The organism is Caulobacter sp. UNC358MFTsu5.1 (genome assembly GCF_000712075.1).
Classification (GTDB): domain Bacteria; phylum Pseudomonadota; class Alphaproteobacteria; order Caulobacterales; family Caulobacteraceae; genus Caulobacter.
In genome coordinates, this window is sequence record NZ_JONW01000009.1 from 182076 (window position 1) to 198972 (window position 16897).

The 16897-nt window shown below is 70.4% G+C and carries 18 protein-coding genes and 1 pseudogene; 12 read left to right on the forward strand and 7 right to left on the reverse strand.

Features of this window, described 5'->3' with window-relative positions; all coding sequences use genetic code 11:
• Window position 1: 1 nt before the first annotated feature.
• Window positions 2-1036, reverse strand: a complete 1035-nt coding sequence (locus BR39_RS0118305; RefSeq protein WP_029914866.1) for a S9 family peptidase — start codon at window positions 1034-1036, stop codon at window positions 2-4.
• Window positions 1037-1167: 131 nt separating this feature from the next.
• On the opposite strand from BR39_RS0118305, the gene BR39_RS25890 reads away from it, so the two are divergent.
• Both BR39_RS25890 and BR39_RS0118315 read left to right on the forward strand, forming a co-directional pair.
• Window positions 1168-1980 (forward strand): LytTR family DNA-binding domain-containing protein, encoded by an 813-nt coding sequence (locus tag BR39_RS25890; protein WP_156035828.1) that lies wholly within the window; start codon window positions 1168-1170, stop codon window positions 1978-1980.
• 46 nt (window positions 1981-2026) lie between these two features.
• Window positions 2027-2701 carry a phosphatase PAP2 family protein gene (locus BR39_RS0118315; RefSeq protein ID WP_051695895.1) on the forward strand — a complete coding sequence of 225 codons (675 nt, stop codon included), beginning with the start codon at window positions 2027-2029 and terminating at the stop codon, window positions 2699-2701.
• A gap of 10 nt (window positions 2702-2711) precedes the next feature.
• Here the strand turns inward: BR39_RS0118315 and BR39_RS0118320 are convergent, their stop codons facing one another.
• Window positions 2712-3635: a sterol desaturase family protein gene (locus BR39_RS0118320; RefSeq protein WP_029914871.1), complete on the reverse strand. Its 924-nt coding sequence runs from the start codon at window positions 3633-3635 to the stop codon at window positions 2712-2714.
• Window positions 3632-4000, reverse strand: a complete 369-nt coding sequence (locus tag BR39_RS0118325) for a hypothetical protein (RefSeq protein ID WP_369795649.1) — start codon at window positions 3998-4000, stop codon at window positions 3632-3634. Before BR39_RS0118325 ends, BR39_RS0118320 begins: the two co-directional genes overlap by 4 nt.
• A 206-nt stretch (window positions 4001-4206) precedes the next feature.
• On the opposite strand from BR39_RS0118325, the pseudogene BR39_RS27290 reads away from it, so the two are divergent.
• Window positions 4207-4284: pseudogene (locus tag BR39_RS27290) on the forward strand (DUF805 domain-containing protein); the annotation flags it as partial.
• A gap of 55 nt (window positions 4285-4339) precedes the next feature.
• On the forward strand, window positions 4340-4672 hold the full coding sequence (locus BR39_RS26225; protein WP_255347303.1) for a DUF805 domain-containing protein: 333 nt from the start codon (window positions 4340-4342) through the stop codon (window positions 4670-4672).
• Window positions 4673-4748: 76 nt separating this feature from the next.
• On the opposite strand, the gene BR39_RS0118335 is transcribed toward BR39_RS26225, so the two are convergent.
• Complete coding sequence (locus BR39_RS0118335; protein ID WP_029914876.1) at window positions 4749-5294, reverse strand: porin family protein; 546 nt, start codon at window positions 5292-5294, stop codon at window positions 4749-4751.
• A 313-nt stretch (window positions 5295-5607) separates the two neighbouring features.
• Between BR39_RS0118335 and BR39_RS0118340 the strand changes: the two genes are divergently transcribed.
• Window positions 5608-6723, forward strand: a complete 1116-nt coding sequence (locus tag BR39_RS0118340) for a beta-ketoacyl-ACP synthase III (protein ID WP_029914878.1) — start codon at window positions 5608-5610, stop codon at window positions 6721-6723.
• A gap of 44 nt (window positions 6724-6767) precedes the next feature.
• Here the strand turns inward: BR39_RS0118340 and BR39_RS0118345 are convergent, their stop codons facing one another.
• Complete coding sequence (locus tag BR39_RS0118345; RefSeq protein WP_029914879.1) at window positions 6768-7949, reverse strand: M48 family metallopeptidase; 1182 nt, start codon at window positions 7947-7949, stop codon at window positions 6768-6770.
• A 171-nt stretch (window positions 7950-8120) separates the two neighbouring features.
• Here BR39_RS0118345 and tcyJ point away from each other — a divergent pair, with 171 nt between their 5' ends.
• The 7 genes from tcyJ (at window position 8121) to BR39_RS0118380 (ending at window position 14353) form a co-directional block, all read left to right on the forward strand.
• On the forward strand, window positions 8121-8930 hold the full coding sequence (tcyJ, locus tag BR39_RS0118350) for a cystine ABC transporter substrate-binding protein (RefSeq protein ID WP_029914881.1): 810 nt from the start codon (window positions 8121-8123) through the stop codon (window positions 8928-8930).
• Between the two features lie 55 nt (window positions 8931-8985).
• Window positions 8986-9642 (forward strand): cystine ABC transporter permease, encoded by a 657-nt coding sequence (tcyL, locus tag BR39_RS0118355; RefSeq protein ID WP_029914883.1) that lies wholly within the window; start codon window positions 8986-8988, stop codon window positions 9640-9642.
• Window positions 9639-10379: an amino acid ABC transporter ATP-binding protein gene (locus tag BR39_RS0118360; RefSeq protein WP_029914885.1), complete on the forward strand. Its 741-nt coding sequence runs from the start codon at window positions 9639-9641 to the stop codon at window positions 10377-10379. The genes tcyL and BR39_RS0118360 overlap by 4 nt, the downstream gene beginning before the upstream one ends.
• 62 nt (window positions 10380-10441) lie before the next feature.
• Complete coding sequence (locus BR39_RS0118365) at window positions 10442-10744, forward strand: hypothetical protein (RefSeq protein WP_029914888.1); 303 nt, start codon at window positions 10442-10444, stop codon at window positions 10742-10744.
• A gap of 147 nt (window positions 10745-10891) precedes the next feature.
• The gene (recG, locus tag BR39_RS0118370) at window positions 10892-12967 is read left to right on the forward strand and encodes an ATP-dependent DNA helicase RecG (RefSeq protein WP_029914890.1); all 2076 of its coding nucleotides are present in this window, start codon (window positions 10892-10894) and stop codon (window positions 12965-12967) included.
• 19 nt (window positions 12968-12986) lie between these two features.
• Window positions 12987-13979 carry a phosphotransferase family protein gene (locus BR39_RS0118375; protein ID WP_029914892.1) on the forward strand — a complete coding sequence of 331 codons (993 nt, stop codon included), beginning with the start codon at window positions 12987-12989 and terminating at the stop codon, window positions 13977-13979.
• Window positions 13976-14353 carry a DUF6285 domain-containing protein gene (locus BR39_RS0118380; RefSeq protein ID WP_029914894.1) on the forward strand — a complete coding sequence of 126 codons (378 nt, stop codon included), beginning with the start codon at window positions 13976-13978 and terminating at the stop codon, window positions 14351-14353. The genes BR39_RS0118375 and BR39_RS0118380 overlap by 4 nt, the downstream gene beginning before the upstream one ends.
• Before the next feature lie 151 nt (window positions 14354-14504).
• Here BR39_RS0118380 and BR39_RS0118385 read toward each other — a convergent pair whose 3' ends face one another.
• Together BR39_RS0118385 and BR39_RS0118390 are read right to left on the reverse strand one after the other, a co-directional pair.
• A complete protein-coding gene (locus BR39_RS0118385; protein WP_029914896.1) occupies window positions 14505-15638 on the reverse strand; it encodes a DUF3089 domain-containing protein in 1134 nt (377 codons plus the stop codon).
• A gap of 51 nt (window positions 15639-15689) precedes the next feature.
• Window positions 15690-16892: an acetyl-CoA acetyltransferase gene (locus tag BR39_RS0118390; protein WP_029914897.1), complete on the reverse strand. Its 1203-nt coding sequence runs from the start codon at window positions 16890-16892 to the stop codon at window positions 15690-15692.
• Window positions 16893-16897: the final 5 nt, after the last annotated feature.

Here is a 16897-nt window from a genome sequence, read left to right on the forward strand (position 1 = left end):
TTCAATCTCGCTCTTCTGGATGACGAACGGACGGATTCGGAACCGACACGGCCCGCTGATTTTCCTCGGCCCTCGGCGGCGTCGCCCGGACCCAGTCGCTGATCGTGTCCAGGAAGTCCGGCACGTAGCCCGGCGTCAGGCTGGCGTATTCAGCACTGGCGCCGGTCTTGGCCTTCCAGAACTGATGGTTGGCCTCGTCGAACATCCTGATCGTCAGGTCGGTGTTCCTCAGACCCCGGCTGAGCAGGCCGACGTTGGGCCGGGGCGGAACCAGGCTGTCGCGCGCGCCGAGCAGGGCCAGCACCGGCGCGCGGACCTTCGGCAGGGCCGAGGCCGGCGAATAGTGGATCACGCCGCAAAGCGTCTCCAGCGCGGCGATCTCGCAACGGGTCGGCAGCAGCCGCACGGTCGAAAGCCCCGCCCGCAGGACCAGGCCGTTGAAGGCGACGCCGGCCCGGCTCCGGCCGGCCAGCCGCCACTGGTTGGTCTGGTCGGTGACCACCTGGTCCAGCACCGACTGGCCCGGTCCCGCCATCAGCACGACGAAGGCCACCGCGTCGGGCGCCTGGGCCGCCGCCTCGGTCGCCACCCATCCGCCCTGGCTGTGTCCCAGCACGCCGACGCGGCGCGGGTCCACCGCCGGGTCCTGGGCCAGGCGGCGGAGCATCAGGACGGCGTCCCGAGCCCGTCCCTCGATGGTTTCGCCGCGCCAGCGCCCGCCGGACCCGCCGACGCCCCGTCGGTCGGTGATCATCACCGCCACGCCGTCGGCCGCCAGCCGCTCGGCGATCACGCGATAGGCGGGGAAGCCCTGGATCCTGCCGTCCCGTCCGTTGCCGCCCGAACCCGCCAGGATCACCACGCCGGGCGCGTCCGTCCGCCCCTCGGGCGACAGCACCGATCCCGCCAGCACGACCCCGTCGTGGGCCTTGATCGTGACCGGCGTCTCGCGCCAGACGCCCGCCAGGGCGTCGCGCGGACCCAGCAGGCAGAGCGCGAGGAAGGACAGGGCGAAGGCCGTCGGCAACTGACGCATGGAAGGCTGGAACTCCGATGTGGGGAAGCGCCGGGCGATCGCCGCGGCCAGGCAGGGATCGGGCTCGGCCGGGGCGACCTCAAGCGGGAATTCGTGAAACGGACCGCCGCCTTCGTGTAATGGCCTGGTCCATGACGATTCCCTTTGGCGCTTCGCCGATCGGTCGCCGGGCGTTCCGGCGCGAGCATCTTCGCGAGGCGATCGTGATGCTGGTCTGCGCCGCGATCGTCGTGGCCATGGGGCCGTTCGGCGCGGTCCCGTACCGCGACTGGCCGGCGCGGACCCTGTACTGGCTGCGGATCATGGCCCTGGGCTACGCGATCGTGCGGCCGTGTCTGGCCTTGGCAAGCGCCGTCGCAAAGCGCTGGAATCTGCCCGAGGGCCTGGCCTGGGCGGCGGCGTCGGTCGTAGCCGCCGCGCCGGTGACCGCCCTGGTCTGGTGGCTCGGTCCGCATCCGGACCTCTCGCGACCGCCCCCGTCGCTCGCCGATTTCCTCGACGCCTATGTCCAGGTGCTGGTCGTCACCGCCTTCGTGGTCCTGGCCCTCTGGCTGGCGCGAGCAGGCCAGGACCGGACGCGCGGGCGCGCCTCCGGACAGTCGGCGACGCCGACGGCCGAGGTGAAGCCCGCCCTCGCCCGGCGCCTGCCGCCCGGCCACGGGGCGATCCTCGCCCTGTCGATGGAGGACCACTATGTGCGGGTCCACGCCCAGGGCGGCCAGACCCTGCTGCTGATGCGGATGGCCGACGCGGTCGCGGCGGTCGAAGGGCTGGACGGCGCCCAGGTCCACCGGTCGTGGTGGGTGGCGCGGTCGGCGGTCGAGCGGTGCGAGCGTCGCGGCCGACGCTTCTGGCTGCTCCTGCCGGGCGGCCTGCCCGCGCCCGTCGCGCGCGACCGGGTCAAGGCGCTGATCGCCCGGGGATGGCCGCTGGAGCGGTCGTGAGCACTCGCCGAAGGAACGCCGCGCCTCCCGCGCACATTCAAGCCGGATGCACCGCGCGCGCCACGCCCTGAATCCCCACACCGAGACCTTCGCCCTGGCCGCCCTGCTCGGCCTGGGTGCAGCCCTGGCGGTCTTCCAGGACGTCGCCGACGACCAGAACGAGGCCGACGGCCAAGCGTCCGACTGGAGGATCCTCAAGGCGCTGCGGCGCGACGGCGATCCATCCGAGCCGGTCGGGCCCAAATGGCTGAAGGAAAGTCTGACCGAGGCCAGCGCCCTGGGCGGGATCACCGTGCTGGCCGGGCTGACCGCCGTGACGGCCGGCGGGCTGGCCCTCGCCGGCAAGCGCCGCGAAGCCTTGCTGACGGCCGGGGTGTTCGCCGGGGCCCTGGTGCTGAGCGAGGGGCTGAAGAACCTGTTCAAGCGCAGCCGGCCGCCGGCCGAGTACCGCGCCGCCGAGGCGGTCAACGAAAGCTTTCCCAGCGGCCACGCCCTGCTGTCGGCCGCGACCTTCCTGTCGCTGGGCATCCTGTTCGCCCAGGGGGCCAAGGGGACGGCGTTGCGCGCCTACGGCCTGGCCGTGGGCGCGACGACGGCCGCCGCCGTGGGATTCAGCCGGGTGTTCCTCGGCGTCCACTGGACCAACGACGTGCTGGGCGGCTGGGCCGCCGGCTCGGCCTGGGCGGCGACCTGCTGGCTGGTGGGGCGCGAGCGACGCTAGGCCGACCGCCCTACTCGGCCGCGTGCGTCTCCGGCGTCGCCTTCCCGTCCCGCTCCAGCCGCGCCCGCCACTTGGCCTTCAGGGTGTGGGAGGTGTCGCGCGAACCGTCGTGGCTCCAGCCCGGCGGGCCGAAGACATAGCCCAGGGCGTGGCGCGGATGGGCGGCCACGTCCTTGGCGATGCCGATGAACTCGTGGAAGACGTTGGTCAGCAGGTTGAAGCTGGCCAGGTTCTTGACCGTGCCGTAGCGGCACGGCTCCTCGTCGACCTCGGGGATGAAGGTGCCGAACATCCGGTCCCAGATGATCAGGATGCCGGCGTAGTTGGCATCGAGGTAGCGGGCGTTGCGCGCGTGGTGCACCCGGTGGTGCGAGGGCGTGTTGAACACCGCCTCGAACCAGCGCGGCATCTTCTTGATCGCCTCGGTGTGGATCCAGAACTGGTAGATCAGGCTGATCCCCTTCTGGATGGCCACCATGGCCGGCGGGAAGCCCAGGAACGACAGCGGCAGCCAAAGCAGCCACGTGCCCACGACGCCGCCCGTCCAGGTCTGCCGCAGGGCGGTCGACAGGTTGTAGTGGGTGGAGGTGTGGTGGTTGACGTGGCTGGCCCACCAGAACCGCCGCTCGTGGGCGATGCGGTGGAACCAGTAGTAGGTCAGGTCCTCGGCGAAGAAGAGGATCACCCAGGCCCAGACGGCGGTCATCGGGATCGTGAAGATCCGGTGCTGCCAGACCCAAACGGTGGCGGCGAAGATCGCCCCGCCCAGGATCGCGCCGGCGATGCTGCTGCCCAGGCCCATGGTCAGGGACATGGCGGTGTCCTTGGCCTCGTAGCGGGCGTTCGCCTTGCCGAGGCGCGCCAGGACGATCTCCAGGATGACGGCCAGGACGAAAAAAGGAATAGCAAGCTGCACGGGGTCGAAGGTCTTCATGCGAACTCCCGCGGCGGCCAGGCGCCGTCCTTCAGGGCCAGGCGCGGGGCGCCGTCGGCGGTCTTGAGGCGGAGGAAGCCCTTGTCGGGCCGGGCGGCCAGGGCGGCGCTCCAGGCCAGGTCGCGGGCCACGTAGCTGTCGCCCTTGCGCCAGGCGACCAGGGCCCGTTCGCCCGACCGCGCCACTAGACCCGCGCCGTCGGCGGCGATCCACAGGGCGTCGACGCGGTCGTCGGGGAACTCCACGGCCAGCAGGGCCCGGGCGCCCTCGGCGTCGAGCGGAGGGGTCGGACGCGGAATCCGCGCCCAGGCCGCGATGGCGACCAGCAGGCTGACGGCCACGGCCGAGCCCACCAACTGAATCAACAGCGCCTTGTCCAAGCGACGCTTCCTCCCAAACTTGACGCCAGCGTCACGCTTCATGGCGCCGGCGTCAAGCCGGCTCCGCCGAGGCACGGCGACGCGGATCGGCCGAAAAGCGTCTTTACGCTGAGGCTTGCGCCGCCCTACGGTATCGCCAGGGTTGTTCAGCGCTCGCCGAGCCGAGCTTCTGGGGGAAAACGATGTCGTTGATGTTTGAGCCATTGCGCCGGTACGCCGATTTCGAAGGGCGTTCGCGACGGACGGAATATTGGCTCTTCTTCCTGTTCCATGTCCTGGTCGCCGTGGCCTTCACCATCGTCACCGTGACGTTGGTGGTCGCGGGTGCGGAGGCGAACAAGCCAGGGCCAGGACGGCGTTGGAGCCGCCTTCGTCGTCTGGATCCTGGTCGCCATGGCGGGCGCGCTGGCCCTGATCATCCCCACCCTGGCGGTCCATGTCCGCCGGCTGCACGACATCGACCAGTCGGGCTGGATGGTGCTGCTGGGCCTGATCCCCGGCGTGGGCGGGATCATCCTGCTGGTCTTCCACCTGATGGACGGCACGCCCGGTCCCAACCGCTACGGCGAGGACCCGAAAGGCCGCCTGCCTTACGGCGCTGGACCGACCGTGCATCACCATCACTACGCGCCCGGCGCGGAGCCGCCGGCGGTCTGACCGCGAGCCCATGTCGGAATCAGAACGCGCGCCCCGGGATCGAGGCGCGCGTTCTTCGTTTCAGGGGGCCTGGCGCCTAGAACTTCCGGGCGTAGCCCACCGACACCACGTTGGCGTCGGCCGCGTCGTCGTCGCGGTACTGCTGACGGGTGTAGTCGACGCGGACGCCGTTCTTGTCGTCGAACTTGTACTGGGCGCCGACGCCGTAGTTGACGCTGTCGGCGTCGAACTTGTTCTCGACCCCGGCCACGGTCTGCTTGAACTGGCTGTTGCCGTAGCCGACGCGGCCGATCAGGTCGATCTGCGGGGTCACCGGCAGGAAGCCCACGCCGTAGACCGCGGCCTGGTGGGTCTGTTCGATGCTGGAGCGGACGCCGGCCTGGTCGATGTTGTCGTCCTTGACGCCGCCGGACAGTTCGCCCTCGACGCCGAAGTGCGGGGTCAGCTTGGCGCCCAGGCGGCCCTGGACGGCGCCGGTGTCGGCGCCCTCGGCGCGGGACCCGGCGTAGCCGAGCGTGCCGTAGACCCCGGTGTCCTGGGCCTGGGCCAGGGCGGGCATCGAGGCGAGCGAGATCGCGACCACGGGAGCGGCCAGAACGGCCGCCGACATGAGAGTCTTCATTGTTGTACTCCTTGGTACTGGCGAGGCTGGGGGGAGCGCCTCGACGGTCTCAGGGATAGCCTTGCCGTTGGGCCGCCATTGGACCCTGGCGAGCCCGTTTGGGGCCATTGCGTGTCGATCGCGACACGTCCGTGGCGATTGTGGCGGCTTGGAATCGTTCCCCTTCCCGGCCCGAAAGCGGAGAGGTGTGACCTTCCTGCCGCGCGGGGAAACGTGACGGCTGCGCCAAGCGTGCTATTGATCGGGCAAGAACCGAAAGGCGCTCCCCCCTTAATCTTGGCGGAGGCTCGCCAACGTCACCGGGATCGCCGCCTTGCCTAAAGCCGTCATCGTCGCCACGGGGCTGTACACCCCGCCGTTCAGCGTTTCGAACACCGAGTTGGTCGAGACCTTCAACACATATGTCGAGCGCTTCAACGCCGCCAACGCCGAGGCCATCGCCGCCGGCGAGGTCACGGCCCTGCTGCCCTCCTCGCCCGAGTTCATCGAGAAGGCCTCGGGCATCAAGTCGCGCTTCGTGATGGACAAGACCGGGATCGTCGATCCCGAGGTCATGCGCCCGATCCTGCCCGAGCGTCCGAACGAGGAGATCTCGATCCTGGCCGAGATGGCCGTCGAGGCCGCCAAGCAGGCCATCGCCCGCTGGGGCAAGCCGGCCTCGGAGATCGGCGCGGTGATCTGCGCCGCCTCGAACATGCAGCGCGCCTATCCGGCCATGGCCATCGAGGTGCAGCAAGCCCTGGGCATCGAGGGCTTCGCCTTCGACATGAACGTCGCCTGCTCGTCGGCCACCTTCGGCATCAAGACCGCCGCCGACTTCATCGCCACCGGCAGCGCCAAGGCCGTGCTGATGGTCAATCCCGAGATCTGCTCGGGCCACCTGAACTTCACCGACCGCGACAGCCACTTCATCTTCGGCGACGTGGCCACGGCCGTGATCCTGGAAGAGGAAAGCCAGGCCGAGGGCGGCTGGGAGATCCTGGGCACGCGGCTGAAGACCCAGTTCTCCAACAACATCCGCAACAACTTCGGCTTCCTGAACCGCGCGGCCCCGGAAGGGATCGGCGCGCGGGACAAGCTGTTCGTGCAGGAAGGCCGCAAGGTGTTCCGCGAGGTGGTGCCGATGGTCAGCGAGATGATCGTCGAACACGCCGGCGACATCGGCGTGGAGCCGACGGGGCTAAAGCGCCTGTGGCTGCACCAGGCCAACATCAACATGAACGAGATGATCGGCCGCAAGGTGCTGGGCCGCGATCCCGCCCCCGGCGAGAACGTGATCATCCTGGACACCTACGCCAACACCAGCTCGGCCGGCTCGATCATCGCCTTCCACACCGCCAACGACGACTTCAAGCCGGGCGACACCGGCCTGATCTGCAGCTTCGGCGCGGGCTATTCGGCGGGCACGGTGTTCGTCCGCAAGCGGTAGCGGCCGGGGACATGCGCTTGTGCGTGTCCCCGGCCCTATTTCGCCTATTCCGCCTTCGGATGGGCCGCCTTCCAGTCCATGGCCCGGCGGATGCGGGCGCCCACGGCCGGGTGGTCGTAGAACAGCACCTCCTCCAGGCGGCTGGGCGTGGCCGCGCGGTACTCGATGGTCTTGACCAGGGCCTTGGACAGGCCGTCCGGCTCGTTGAAGTGCTCGAGGCTGTAGTGGTCGGCGTCGCTCTCGGCGATGCGGATCAGGCTGTTGGTCACCGGCGTGCCCAGCAGGGACAGCACCGCCAGGATCACGCTCAGCACCGGCAGGCCGGCCGGATCGGCCAGGCCCTTGATCGTGTCGCCGCCCAGCAGGGCGCAGACCGGCGCGAACAGGCGGTCGACCAGGAAGAACGACACGATGGCCAGCAGGCTCATCACCCCGGCGATCCACAGCGAGTGGTAGTGGGCGTAGTGGCCCATCTCGTGGCCGACGACGCCGCGCACCTCGGCCAGGTCCGCGCCCTGCTTGAACATGGTGTCGCTCATCGCCACCCGCGCCGAGCCGAACAGGCCCGAGACGTTGGCGGTGTAGGCGTTGGACTGCTTGGAGCCGTTGTAGACGAAGATCTTGTCGGCCGGGATGCCGTTGGCCTTGGCCATGGCCACGACCTGGTCGCGCACGGGGCCGGCCGGCGCGGGCGTGTAGTGGTTGAAGATCGGCTCGATATAGATCGGCGACAGCACCATCAGGATGGTGATGAAGACGGCCGTCAGACCGCCGCTCCACAGCCACCAGGTGCGCGGCACCCTGCGGATCAGGGCGTAGAGCGCCGTCAGGAACAGGCCGAACGCCACCGCGCTGATCGCCAGGCTGATCGCGTTCTCGCCCAGCCAGCCGCCGAACGCCTGGCTGGTCAGGCCGTACTGCTTCTGCCGCCACCAGCCGGCATAGGCCGACCAAGGCAGGCTCAGGACGCCGTCGATCAGCAGGTAGACAACCCCGACCGCCAGGCTGACCAGCACGGGCCGCGGCTTGCGCCGCTCCATCCGGCGGCGCAGCCCGACCAGCACGCCGCTGCGCACGATCAGGAACGACACCAGGACCGAGACCAGGAAGCCCCACAACAGCAGCCAGTGGCCGCCCTGGGTGTAGGCCGTGGCCTTGGCGTGGGCCTCGGGCGGCAACTGCGCCAGATAGGCGGCCGTCGCCGCGGCCGGATCGAACAGAACCATGGAATCCCCCGGTGGGTTACGCAGCCTCGCAGGAAGCCAGACCGGGGAGCGGCCGTCAGGTTAAATCTCGGTCAGGTTGGGTCCGGCGCGCTCCCGGCGACGCTTGCCTCTGGCGGCGGCGCGTGGGGCGTATAGAAATGCGCGCCTGACTTTCGTCTTTCGAGGCTTCGCATGCGATTCCCCGCTCGTCGTGAATTCCTGACCGCCCTGGGCGTGGGCGCCGTCGCGCTCGGCCTCGGCGCCCTGGCCGCCTGCGGGGGCAAGACCGGCGACGTGACCGAGACAGGCCTCAAACGCGTCGAATCGACCAAGGTCCTGCGCGTCGGGCTGGAAGGCACCTATCCGCCGTTCAACTTCCAGGACAAGGACGGCCAGCTGGCCGGCTTCGAGGTCGACTTCGCCAAGGCCCTGGCCGCCCAGATGGGCGTCAAGGCCGAGTTCCACCCCTCGCCGTTCGCCGGCCTGCTGGGCGCGCTGGAATCCAAGCGCATCGACGTGGTGATCAACCAGATCACCATCACCCCCGAGCGGGCGGCCAAGTACGACTTCTCGCGGCCCTATACGGTCTCGGGCATCCAGATCATCGTCCGCAAGGGCCAGACCGGCATCGCCGCCCCCGCCGACCTGGCCGGCAAGAAGGTGGGCGTGGGCCTGGGCACCAACTACGAGAGCTGGCTGCGCAAGAACGCCCCCAAGGCCGTCGTCCGCACCTATGACGACGACCCCACCAAGTACCAGGACCTGAAGGCCGGCCGCATCGACGCCGTGCTCAACGATCGGTTGGTGGCCGCCGACTTCGTCAAGACCACGCCGGACTTCGAGGCCTCGGGCCCGCCGTTCGCCAGCCAGGGCATGGGCGTGGCCATGCTGCGCGACCCGGCCCTGAAGGTGACGATCGACCAGGCCATCGACGCCCTGCGCGCCAACGGCCAGCTGGCCGCCATCTCGACCAAGTGGTTCGGGCAGGACGTGACGAAGTGATATCCCACGCTAGGATCGGGCTCATGTCCCTGTCCGTGTTCCCCGTCGTCGGCCCATGAACCCCGCCCTCGACCTCGTCGCCCAGTCCGCCCCGCTGCTGCTGAAGGGCGCGGTCTACACCGTGCTGCTCAGCGTGATCGGCATGGGCGTGGGCCTGGTGATCGGCTTCGGCCTGGCCCTGATGCGGCTGTCGCGCAGCCCGCTGCTGCGTTGGCCGGCGGCGGTCTATGTCTCGGCGATCCGGGGCACGCCGCTGCTGGTGCAGCTGTTCCTGATCTATTACGGTCTACCGCAGTTGGGGATCGAGCTGCCGCCGCTGCTGGCCGCCGGGATCGGCTTCTCGATCAATATCGGCGCCTATGCCGGCGAAATCCTGCGCAGCGCCATCGCCGCCGTCGACAAGGGCCAGTGGGAGGCCGCCAGCGTGCTGGGCATGAGCCGCGGCCAGACCCTGCGCCGGGTGATCCTGCCCCAGGCCGCCCGCACCGCCGTCGCGCCCCTGTCCAACAGCTTCATCAGCCTGGTCAAGGACACCTCCCTGGCCGCCACGATCCAGGTGCCCGAGCTGTTCCGCCAGGCCCAGCTGATCACCGCCCGCACCTACGAGATCTTCGCCATGTATCTGGCGGCCGCCGCCGTCTACTGGGTCCTGTCCAGCCTGCTGGCCCTGGGCCAAACCCGGCTGGAACGCCGCGCGGAGGGCCGCAGATGAGCGCGATCGACGCCAAGGGCCTGGTCAAGCGCTTCGGCGCGACCACAGTCGTCAACGGCGTGGACCTGACGGTCACGCCCGGCGAGACCGTCGCGGTCATCGGCCCCAGCGGCTCGGGCAAGAGCACCCTGCTGCGCTGTCTGGCCGGGCTGGAGGTCATCGACGGCGGAACCCTGACCGTGGCCGGCGTGACGGCCGGATCCAAGCCGCCGCTGGCCCGCGCCCTGAAGGGCCGGGTCGGCTTCGTCTTCCAGAGCTTCAACCTCTTCCCGCACCGCACGGCCCTGCAGAACGTGGCCGAGGGCCTGATCGTGGTGCGTGGCGTCAAGCCGGGCGAAGCCCACGGCAAGGCCCGCGCCCTGCTGACCAAGGTGGGCCTGGCCCACCGGGTCGACGCCTATCCGCGCGAGCTGTCCGGCGGCCAGCAGCAGCGCTGCGCCATCGCCCGCGCCCTGGCCATGGACCCGGAGGTCATCCTCTTCGACGAACCGACCTCGGCGCTCGATCCGGAACTGGTCGGCGAGGTGCTGACGGTGATCCGCGACCTGGCCGCCGAGAAGCGCACCATGGTCATCGTGACCCACCAGATGGACTTCGCCCGCGATGTGGCCGATCGGACGCTCTTCATGGATGACGGCGTTATTATTGAACAAGGCCCTTCCGCCGCCGTGCTCGGTTCGCCTAAGGAAGAGCGCACGCGGCGATTCCTCAGCAAGGTGAGCGGCCTAAGGTCATAATTTGGCCTCCGGCGCCCCTCACCTCCTCTCCGCCGACGCCGTGTGCTGTGAGGCGAGGTCCTGTGAAACCCTATATCGATCTGCAAGGCGCTTCGGGCGCTGTCTACCGTTACAAGCTGGCCGAGGATCGCGATCCCCGGACGACCATCGCCGGCAATTTCGTCTTCGTCGATGCGGCGGGGACCGTCGTCTACGCGGGCGAGGCCAACAACCTGCACGGGGCCGGCAACCGCTTCCCCGAGGCCTCGCTGAAGCACAAGGCCGAGTATCTCTACACCCGCCTGAACGTCTCGGGCGCCTCGCGCTCGGATGAGCTGCAGGACATCGTGGCGGCCGTCCGGCCGGTCATGAACAAGGGCGAATAGGCCCTTCCAGGATCCCACGGCCGACAGAATCGTCGCCCCGGGATCCGTCCGACCTCGTACGGTCGAGCTTCCCTTCGCCATCAAGTACGAAAAGAGAACATCGGCGGCGTCCACATCCGGCGCAGGCTTCGCTATGGTGGCGTCAGCATGCGCCCCGAGATTCTCTTTCCGCTGTTCACGCCGGTCTCCACGCTGAAGGGCGTGGGGCCGCGCGTCGCGCCGCTGGTCGAGCGCCTGGCGGGGCCGATCGTGCGCGACGTGCTGTTCACGACGCCCCAGGGCCTGATCCGCCGGACGGTGACCACCAGCGACCGCGCCGTGGACGGCCAGGTCCAGACCTTCCTGGTCACCATCGACGCCCACCTGCCGCCGCAGCGCTCGGGCCAGCCCTGGCGGGTCCGGACCTGGGACGAGCACGGTTTCGTCACCCTGACCTGGTTCAAGGGCCACGGCCCTCACCTGGAGCGCCAGCATCCCGTCGGCGCCAAGCGGGCCGTCAGCGGCAAGGTCGAGCGCTTCGGATCCGAGATCCAGATCGCCCATCCGGACTATCTGCTGGACGCGGAGAAGGCCGGCGAGATCCCGGCCGTCGAGCCGGTCTATCCGGCCACGGCGGGCCTGCCCTCGCGCACCTTCCGCAAGTTCGCCCAGGAGGCCCTTGAGCGCGCCGCCGCCCTGCCCGAGTGGCAGGACCCCGCCTGGCTGGCCAAGAGCGGCTTCCCGGGCTGGCGCGAGGCCCTGGCCCTGGTCCACAACCCGCAGGCCGAGATCGACCTGTCCCCGATGTCGGTCGCCCGCCGCCGACTGGCCTTCGACGAATTGCTGGCCCACCAGCTGGCCCTGGCCCAGCGCAAGGCCGGCAAGCGCTCGCACCCCGCCCCGCGCATCGTCGCCGGCGACCTGTCCGACGCCGTCGAGAAGGCCCTGCCCTTCAAGCTGACCGGCGCCCAGATTCGCGCCCTGTCGGAAGTGCGCGGCGACATGGCCAGCGGCGAGCGCATGGCCCGGCTGCTGCAGGGCGACGTCGGGTCGGGCAAGACGGTGGTGGCCATGCTGGCCATGGCCGACGCCGCTTCCAGCGGCCTGCAGTCGGCCCTGATGGCCCCGACCGAGATCCTGGCCCGCCAGCACTACGAGACCCTGGCCCCGCCGCTGGAGGCCCAAGGCCTGGCGGTGATCCTGCTGACCGGCCGCGACAAGGGCTCGGTCCGCGCCTCGAAGCTGGCCAAGCTGGCCGACGGCTCGGCCGCCGTGGCCGTGGGCACCCACGCCCTGTTCCAGGACGACGTCGCCTTCAAGGCCCTGGGCCTGACCATCATCGACGAGCAGCACCGCTTCGGCGTCAATGAGAGGAAGCGCCTGCAGGACAAGGGAGAAGGCACCCACCTAGTCGCTATGTCGGCCACGCCGATCCCGCGCACCCTGGAGCTGACGGTGTTCGGCGACCTGGACGTCTCGCGGATCGACGAGAAGCCGCCAGGCCGCACGCCCGTCGCCACCCGCGCCGTGCCCACCCCGCGCATCCCCGAGATCATCGCCCGGCTGAAGGCCGCCTCGGAAGCCGGCGCCCAGGCTTTCTGGATCTGCCCGCTGGTGTCTGAGTCCGAAAAGATCGACCTGCGCGACGCCGAGATGCGCGCCGCCTCCCTGCGCCAGGCGATCGGCCCCAGCGTCGGCCTGGTCCACGGCCAGATGCCGGCCGCCGAGAAGGACGCGGTGATGCAGGCCTTCGTCGACGGCGAGGTCAGCGTCCTGGTCGCCACCACCGTGGTCGAGGTCGGGGTCAATGTGCCCAACGCCAGCATCATGGTCATCGAGCACGCCGACCGCTTCGGCCTGGCCCAACTGCACCAGCTGCGCGGGCGCGTGGGGCGCGGGGCGCGCGAGAGCTCGTGCGTGCTGCTCTACGCCCCGCCGCTGTCGGAGACCGCCCAGCAGCGGCTGGACATCCTGCGCCGAAGCGACGACGGCTTCGAGATCGCCGAGAAGGACCTGGAGCTGCGCGGCGGCGGCGACCCGCTGGGCCTCAAGCAGAGCGGCTTCCCCGCCTACCGCCTGGCCGACCCTGTCGCCCATCGCGACCTGATCGCCGCGGCGGCCGACGACGCCCGGCTGATCCTGGCCCGCGACCCCGACCTGACCAGCCCGCGCGGCCAGGCGGTGCGGACCCTGCAGGAGCTGTTCGACTGGAAGGCCGCCTCCCCCTTGAATGACGCTGGGTGAAGCGAGGGAGGCTGGCGACATGGACGTCTCCGCCGCCCTTTCCGCCCTGGCCCCGCGCCTGTCCGCCGCCGCGACGGCGGCGCTGAATGTCCGCCGGCTGTCGGGCGGGGCCAGCCAGGAGACCTGGACCTTCGACCTCGACGACGGCACACCCTTGATCCTGCGCCGGCGGCCGCCGGGCGGGGCGATGAGCGCCGCCGCCCTGCCCCTGTCGACCGAGGCCGCCCTGCAGGCCGCCGTCGGCCCGCGCGGCGCGCCCGTGCCTGAAGTCGTCCGCGTCTGCGAGCCCGCCGATGGCCTGGGCGAGGCCTACGTCATGCGCCGGCTGTCGGGCGAGACCCTGGGCAAGCGGATCGTGCGCGACGAGGCCTTCGCCGCCGTCCGTCCTGGCCTGGCCCGGCGCTGCGGCGAGGTGCTGGCGACGATCCACGCCACGCCCCTGGACGGCCTGCCGCCCCTGAACGTGTCGGACGCCGCCAGCGAACTGGCGCGCTACGAGACCGTCTACCGCCAGTCCGGCGCCCGGCGGCCGGTGTTCGAGGCGGCCTTCCGCTGGCTGGAGGAGCGCGCCCCGCCGCCGCTGCAGCGTCCGGTGCTGGTGCACGGCGACTTCCGGAACGGCAACCTGATGATCTCGCCCGCCCCGTCCCCCAAAGGGGGCCTGGTGGGGGTGCTGGACTGGGAGCTGGCCCACCTGGGCGACCCGGCCGAGGACCTGGGCTGGATCTGCGTCAATTCCTGGCGGTTCGGCGAATGGCGACGACCGGTGGGCGGCTTTGGCGACTACCAGGACCTGCTGGACGGCCACGCCGCGGCCGGGGGCGAGCCGGTGTCGCTGGACCGGCTGCTGTTCTGGCAGGCCCTGGGCTCGCTGAAATGGGGCGTCATGTGCCTGATGATGTACGCCAGCTTCGCCAGCGGCGCCGACCGCTCGATCGAACGGGCGATGATCGGCCGTCGGGCCAGCGAGACCGAGATCGACCTGGTGCTGCTGATGGAGCAGGCCGCATGATCACCCACCCGACCGCCGCCGAACTGACCGAGGCCTTGGCCGGCGTCGAGGCGGGCCCGCCCGGCGACGCCCGCGCCGCCTTCATCGCCCGGGTCGCCGACAACGCCCGCGCCACCCTCGAACGCGAAGCCGCCCTGGGCCCCGCGGCCGAGGCGGCGGCGGTCGCGCGGCTGCGGACCCTGCTGGGGCGGGACGGCGACTTCGAGGCCCTGAACGCCGAGCTCTGCGCCCGGCTTCGCGACGGCCGCCTGGCGCCGCTGGATCCGGCGGTCCTGGCGCATCTGAAGGCCACCCTGGTGGACCAGGTCGCGATCGATCAACCCGGCTACTGGGGTTTGGGAGCGCTGCAATCTGAAGGCGCGCCTTCCCGGTGAGACCCTCTCCTCCGCTCATCCCGGCGAATGCCGGGATCCAGATGGAATGGCTTTGAGGCTGACGCCAAGCCCTCAGAGCCCATCCAATCGACTGCGCCGCTATGGGATCTGGGTCCCGGCATTCGCCGGGATGAGCGGATTTGGGGGATGACTATTGAGGGACGGTCGCCGTCGCGGACCGCGCCTTCAGCGCCGCCACGCGCGCCAGGGCGTCGGCCTCGATGTCGGCCCAGAACAGGTTGAAGCCGTCGACCTTGCGCCGGTCGGTCCAGGACCCGCTGTCGCGCAGAGAGGTCGACTTGGGCCGGCCCGTGTGCAGCAGGCCGTTCTCGCACTGCGCCCAGACCTGGCGCTTCAGCAGGGCGGGACGCGAGCCCCACTCGAGCCCCGTGGCGTTGGCCGCGCCCAGGTTCAGCTTGGCCGGGGCGCGGATCTCGTTGCGGGCGCCTAGCAGCGGGTTGACGCACAGCGGCGCCCGGCCGTCGATCGTGACCAGTTCGCCGTCCCGGTTCCAGACCAGCGAGCGGTTGGACAGTTCCTGGGCGCGCTGGAAGTCGCCGTCGGTCAGCGACGCCCAGGCGACCACGCAACCGGCCTCGTTACGGCCGGCGCAAGCCGGCGTGGGCGCGTCGGGCCCGAAGGCGTCGGCCGGGACCACGGTCTCGATCAGATAGACCCCGGCCAGGCGCCGGCGCAGCGCCGCGTCGGGGACGATCTCCTCCTTCAGCAGGCGATCGGCCAGGACCCCGCCTTGCTCCACCCCGACCAGCACCAGCGGCCGGCCGCCGTTGTCGTGCTCGAGGTAGTAGCGGAAGGCGTCGCGGACATCGTCATAGGCGAAGCGCCGGGCGTCCCGGGCGTCGTCGCGCAGGGTCAGGAAGGTGTAGAGGCTGGCTTGGCGATAGTGCGGCGCGAAGATCCGCCCGACCCGCGCGAACGGCGCGGCGTAGTTGGGCAGCATCACCCGGGACAGGTCGCGCTCGGCCTTGGGCTGGTCGAACGGCGCGTTCCAGTCGCGGCCGCCGTCATAGCTGGTGGGGTGGACGAAAAAGACGTCGGCCGTCACGCGGGCCGCCGCGTCACGCTGCGGCCGCAGGGCCCAGGCGTCGGGCTTGGCGTAGTTCGGGGCCGGCGGCGGGTCGTAGGTCTGGAACGGGATCTTGGGGTCGAGGGTGGTGCGCAGGATGTCGTAGCGCCAGTAGAACGCCGCCGACACGACCATCGCCAGGAACAGGACCGTCCCCGCGAAGATCCAATGCTTGAAACCCTTGAACCGCTCGGCCATGGCCCCTCGTTACACGAAGCCGGGCCAAGGCGCGAGCCGGCGCGGAACCCCTTACGCGCCTTCCTGTCCGATGATCGCCACCGAGCAGACGTTGCTGGCCGGCGCGCCGCCCAGATTGTGCGTCATGCCGAACACCGGGTCCTTCAGCTGGCGCTCGCCGGCCCGTCCCTGCAGCTGCAGGTACATCTCGTAGAGCATGCGCAGGCCCGAGGCCCCGATCGGGTGGCCGAAGCATTTCAGCCCGCCGTCGATCTGGCACGGCAGGCCGCCGTCGGCGTCGTAGAAGCCGTCCAGCACGTCGCGCCAGCCCTGGCCCTCGGGCGAGATGAACAGGTCCTCCATGGTCACCAGCTCGGTGATCGAGAAGCAGTCGTGCACCTCCATCATCGAGATCTGCTCGCGCGGGCGCTCGATGCCGGCCTCGCGATAAGCCTTGCCGGCGGCGATGCGGGCGGTGTGGAAGTGGCTGCCGTCCCAGCCGTTGTACTGGCTCTCGTAGCCGTTGGAGACCGACAGCTGCAGGGCCTTGACCGTGATCAGGTCGCGCTTGCCCAGCGACCGCGCGATCTCGGGCGTGGTGACGATGGCGGCGGCCGCCCCGTCCGACACGCCGCAGCAGTCGAACAGGCCCAGCGGCTCGGCGATCATCGGGGCGTTCAGCACCTGCTCCACCGTCACCGCCTTCTGCAGGTGGGCCTTGCGGTTCTTGGCGCCGTTGGCGTGGCTCTTGACCGAAACGTGGGCGATGGCCCGCTTGAGATCCTCGCGCGAGACCCCGTGCTTGGCGCGGTAGGCGCTGGCCAGCTGGGCGAAGTTGCCGGGAGCCGAGCCGTTGGGGATGACCTGCGGCGCCAGCGTGCCGGGATTGCCGACCGGCAGGCCGCCGTAGCCGGTGTCCTTCAGTTTCTCCACGCCCACGGCGATGGCGATGTCGGCCGCCCCCGCCGCCACGGCGTAGACCGCGCCCCGGAAGGCCTCGGAGCCCGAGGCGCAGAAGTTCTCCACCCGGGTGACGGCGATGTTGGGCAGGCGCAGGGCGATCGACAGCGGCGTGCCGCCCTTGCCGGTCCCGAGCTCGTCGATGTGGGTCGAGAACCAGGCCGCGTCCAGCTGACTGGGCTCGATGCCGGCGTCCTGCATCGCCTCGACATAGGCCTCGACCATCAGGTCGTCGGGCCCGGCGTCCCAACGCTCGCCGAACTTGCTGCAGCCCATCCCCAGGATGGCGACCTTGTCGCGGATGCCCTTGGCCATGGTGA

Bases quoted from the DNA above. Each gene is read 5' to 3' on its own strand.
- BR39_RS0118345 (WP_029914879.1), bottom strand. From the start codon at position 7,949: ATGGTTCTGTTCGATCCGGCCGCGGCGACGGCCGCCTATCTGGCGCAG.
- BR39_RS0118305 (WP_029914866.1), bottom strand. From the start codon at position 1,036: ATGCGTCAGTTGCCGACGGCCTTCGCCCTGTCCTTCCTCGCGCTCTGC.
- BR39_RS0118385 (WP_029914896.1), bottom strand. From the start codon at position 15,638: ATGGCCGAGCGGTTCAAGGGTTTCAAGCATTGGATCTTCGCGGGGACG.
- recG (WP_029914890.1), top strand. From the start codon at position 10,892: ATGCGCCCCGAGATTCTCTTTCCGCTGTTCACGCCGGTCTCCACGCTG.
- BR39_RS0118335 (WP_029914876.1), bottom strand. From the start codon at position 5,294: ATGAAGACTCTCATGTCGGCGGCCGTTCTGGCCGCTCCCGTGGTCGCG.
- BR39_RS25890 (WP_156035828.1), top strand. From the start codon at position 1,168: ATGACGATTCCCTTTGGCGCTTCGCCGATCGGTCGCCGGGCGTTCCGG.
- BR39_RS0118375 (WP_029914892.1), top strand. From the start codon at position 12,987: ATGGACGTCTCCGCCGCCCTTTCCGCCCTGGCCCCGCGCCTGTCCGCC.
- BR39_RS0118360 (WP_029914885.1), top strand. From the start codon at position 9,639: ATGAGCGCGATCGACGCCAAGGGCCTGGTCAAGCGCTTCGGCGCGACC.
- BR39_RS0118380 (WP_029914894.1), top strand. From the start codon at position 13,976: ATGATCACCCACCCGACCGCCGCCGAACTGACCGAGGCCTTGGCCGGC.
- BR39_RS0118390 (WP_029914897.1), bottom strand. From the start codon at position 16,892: ATGGCCAAGGGCATCCGCGACAAGGTCGCCATCCTGGGGATGGGCTGC.
- tcyJ (WP_029914881.1), top strand. From the start codon at position 8,121: ATGCGATTCCCCGCTCGTCGTGAATTCCTGACCGCCCTGGGCGTGGGC.
- BR39_RS0118320 (WP_029914871.1), bottom strand. From the start codon at position 3,635: ATGAAGACCTTCGACCCCGTGCAGCTTGCTATTCCTTTTTTCGTCCTG.
- BR39_RS0118315 (WP_051695895.1), top strand. From the start codon at position 2,027: ATGCACCGCGCGCGCCACGCCCTGAATCCCCACACCGAGACCTTCGCC.
- tcyL (WP_029914883.1), top strand. From the start codon at position 8,986: ATGAACCCCGCCCTCGACCTCGTCGCCCAGTCCGCCCCGCTGCTGCTG.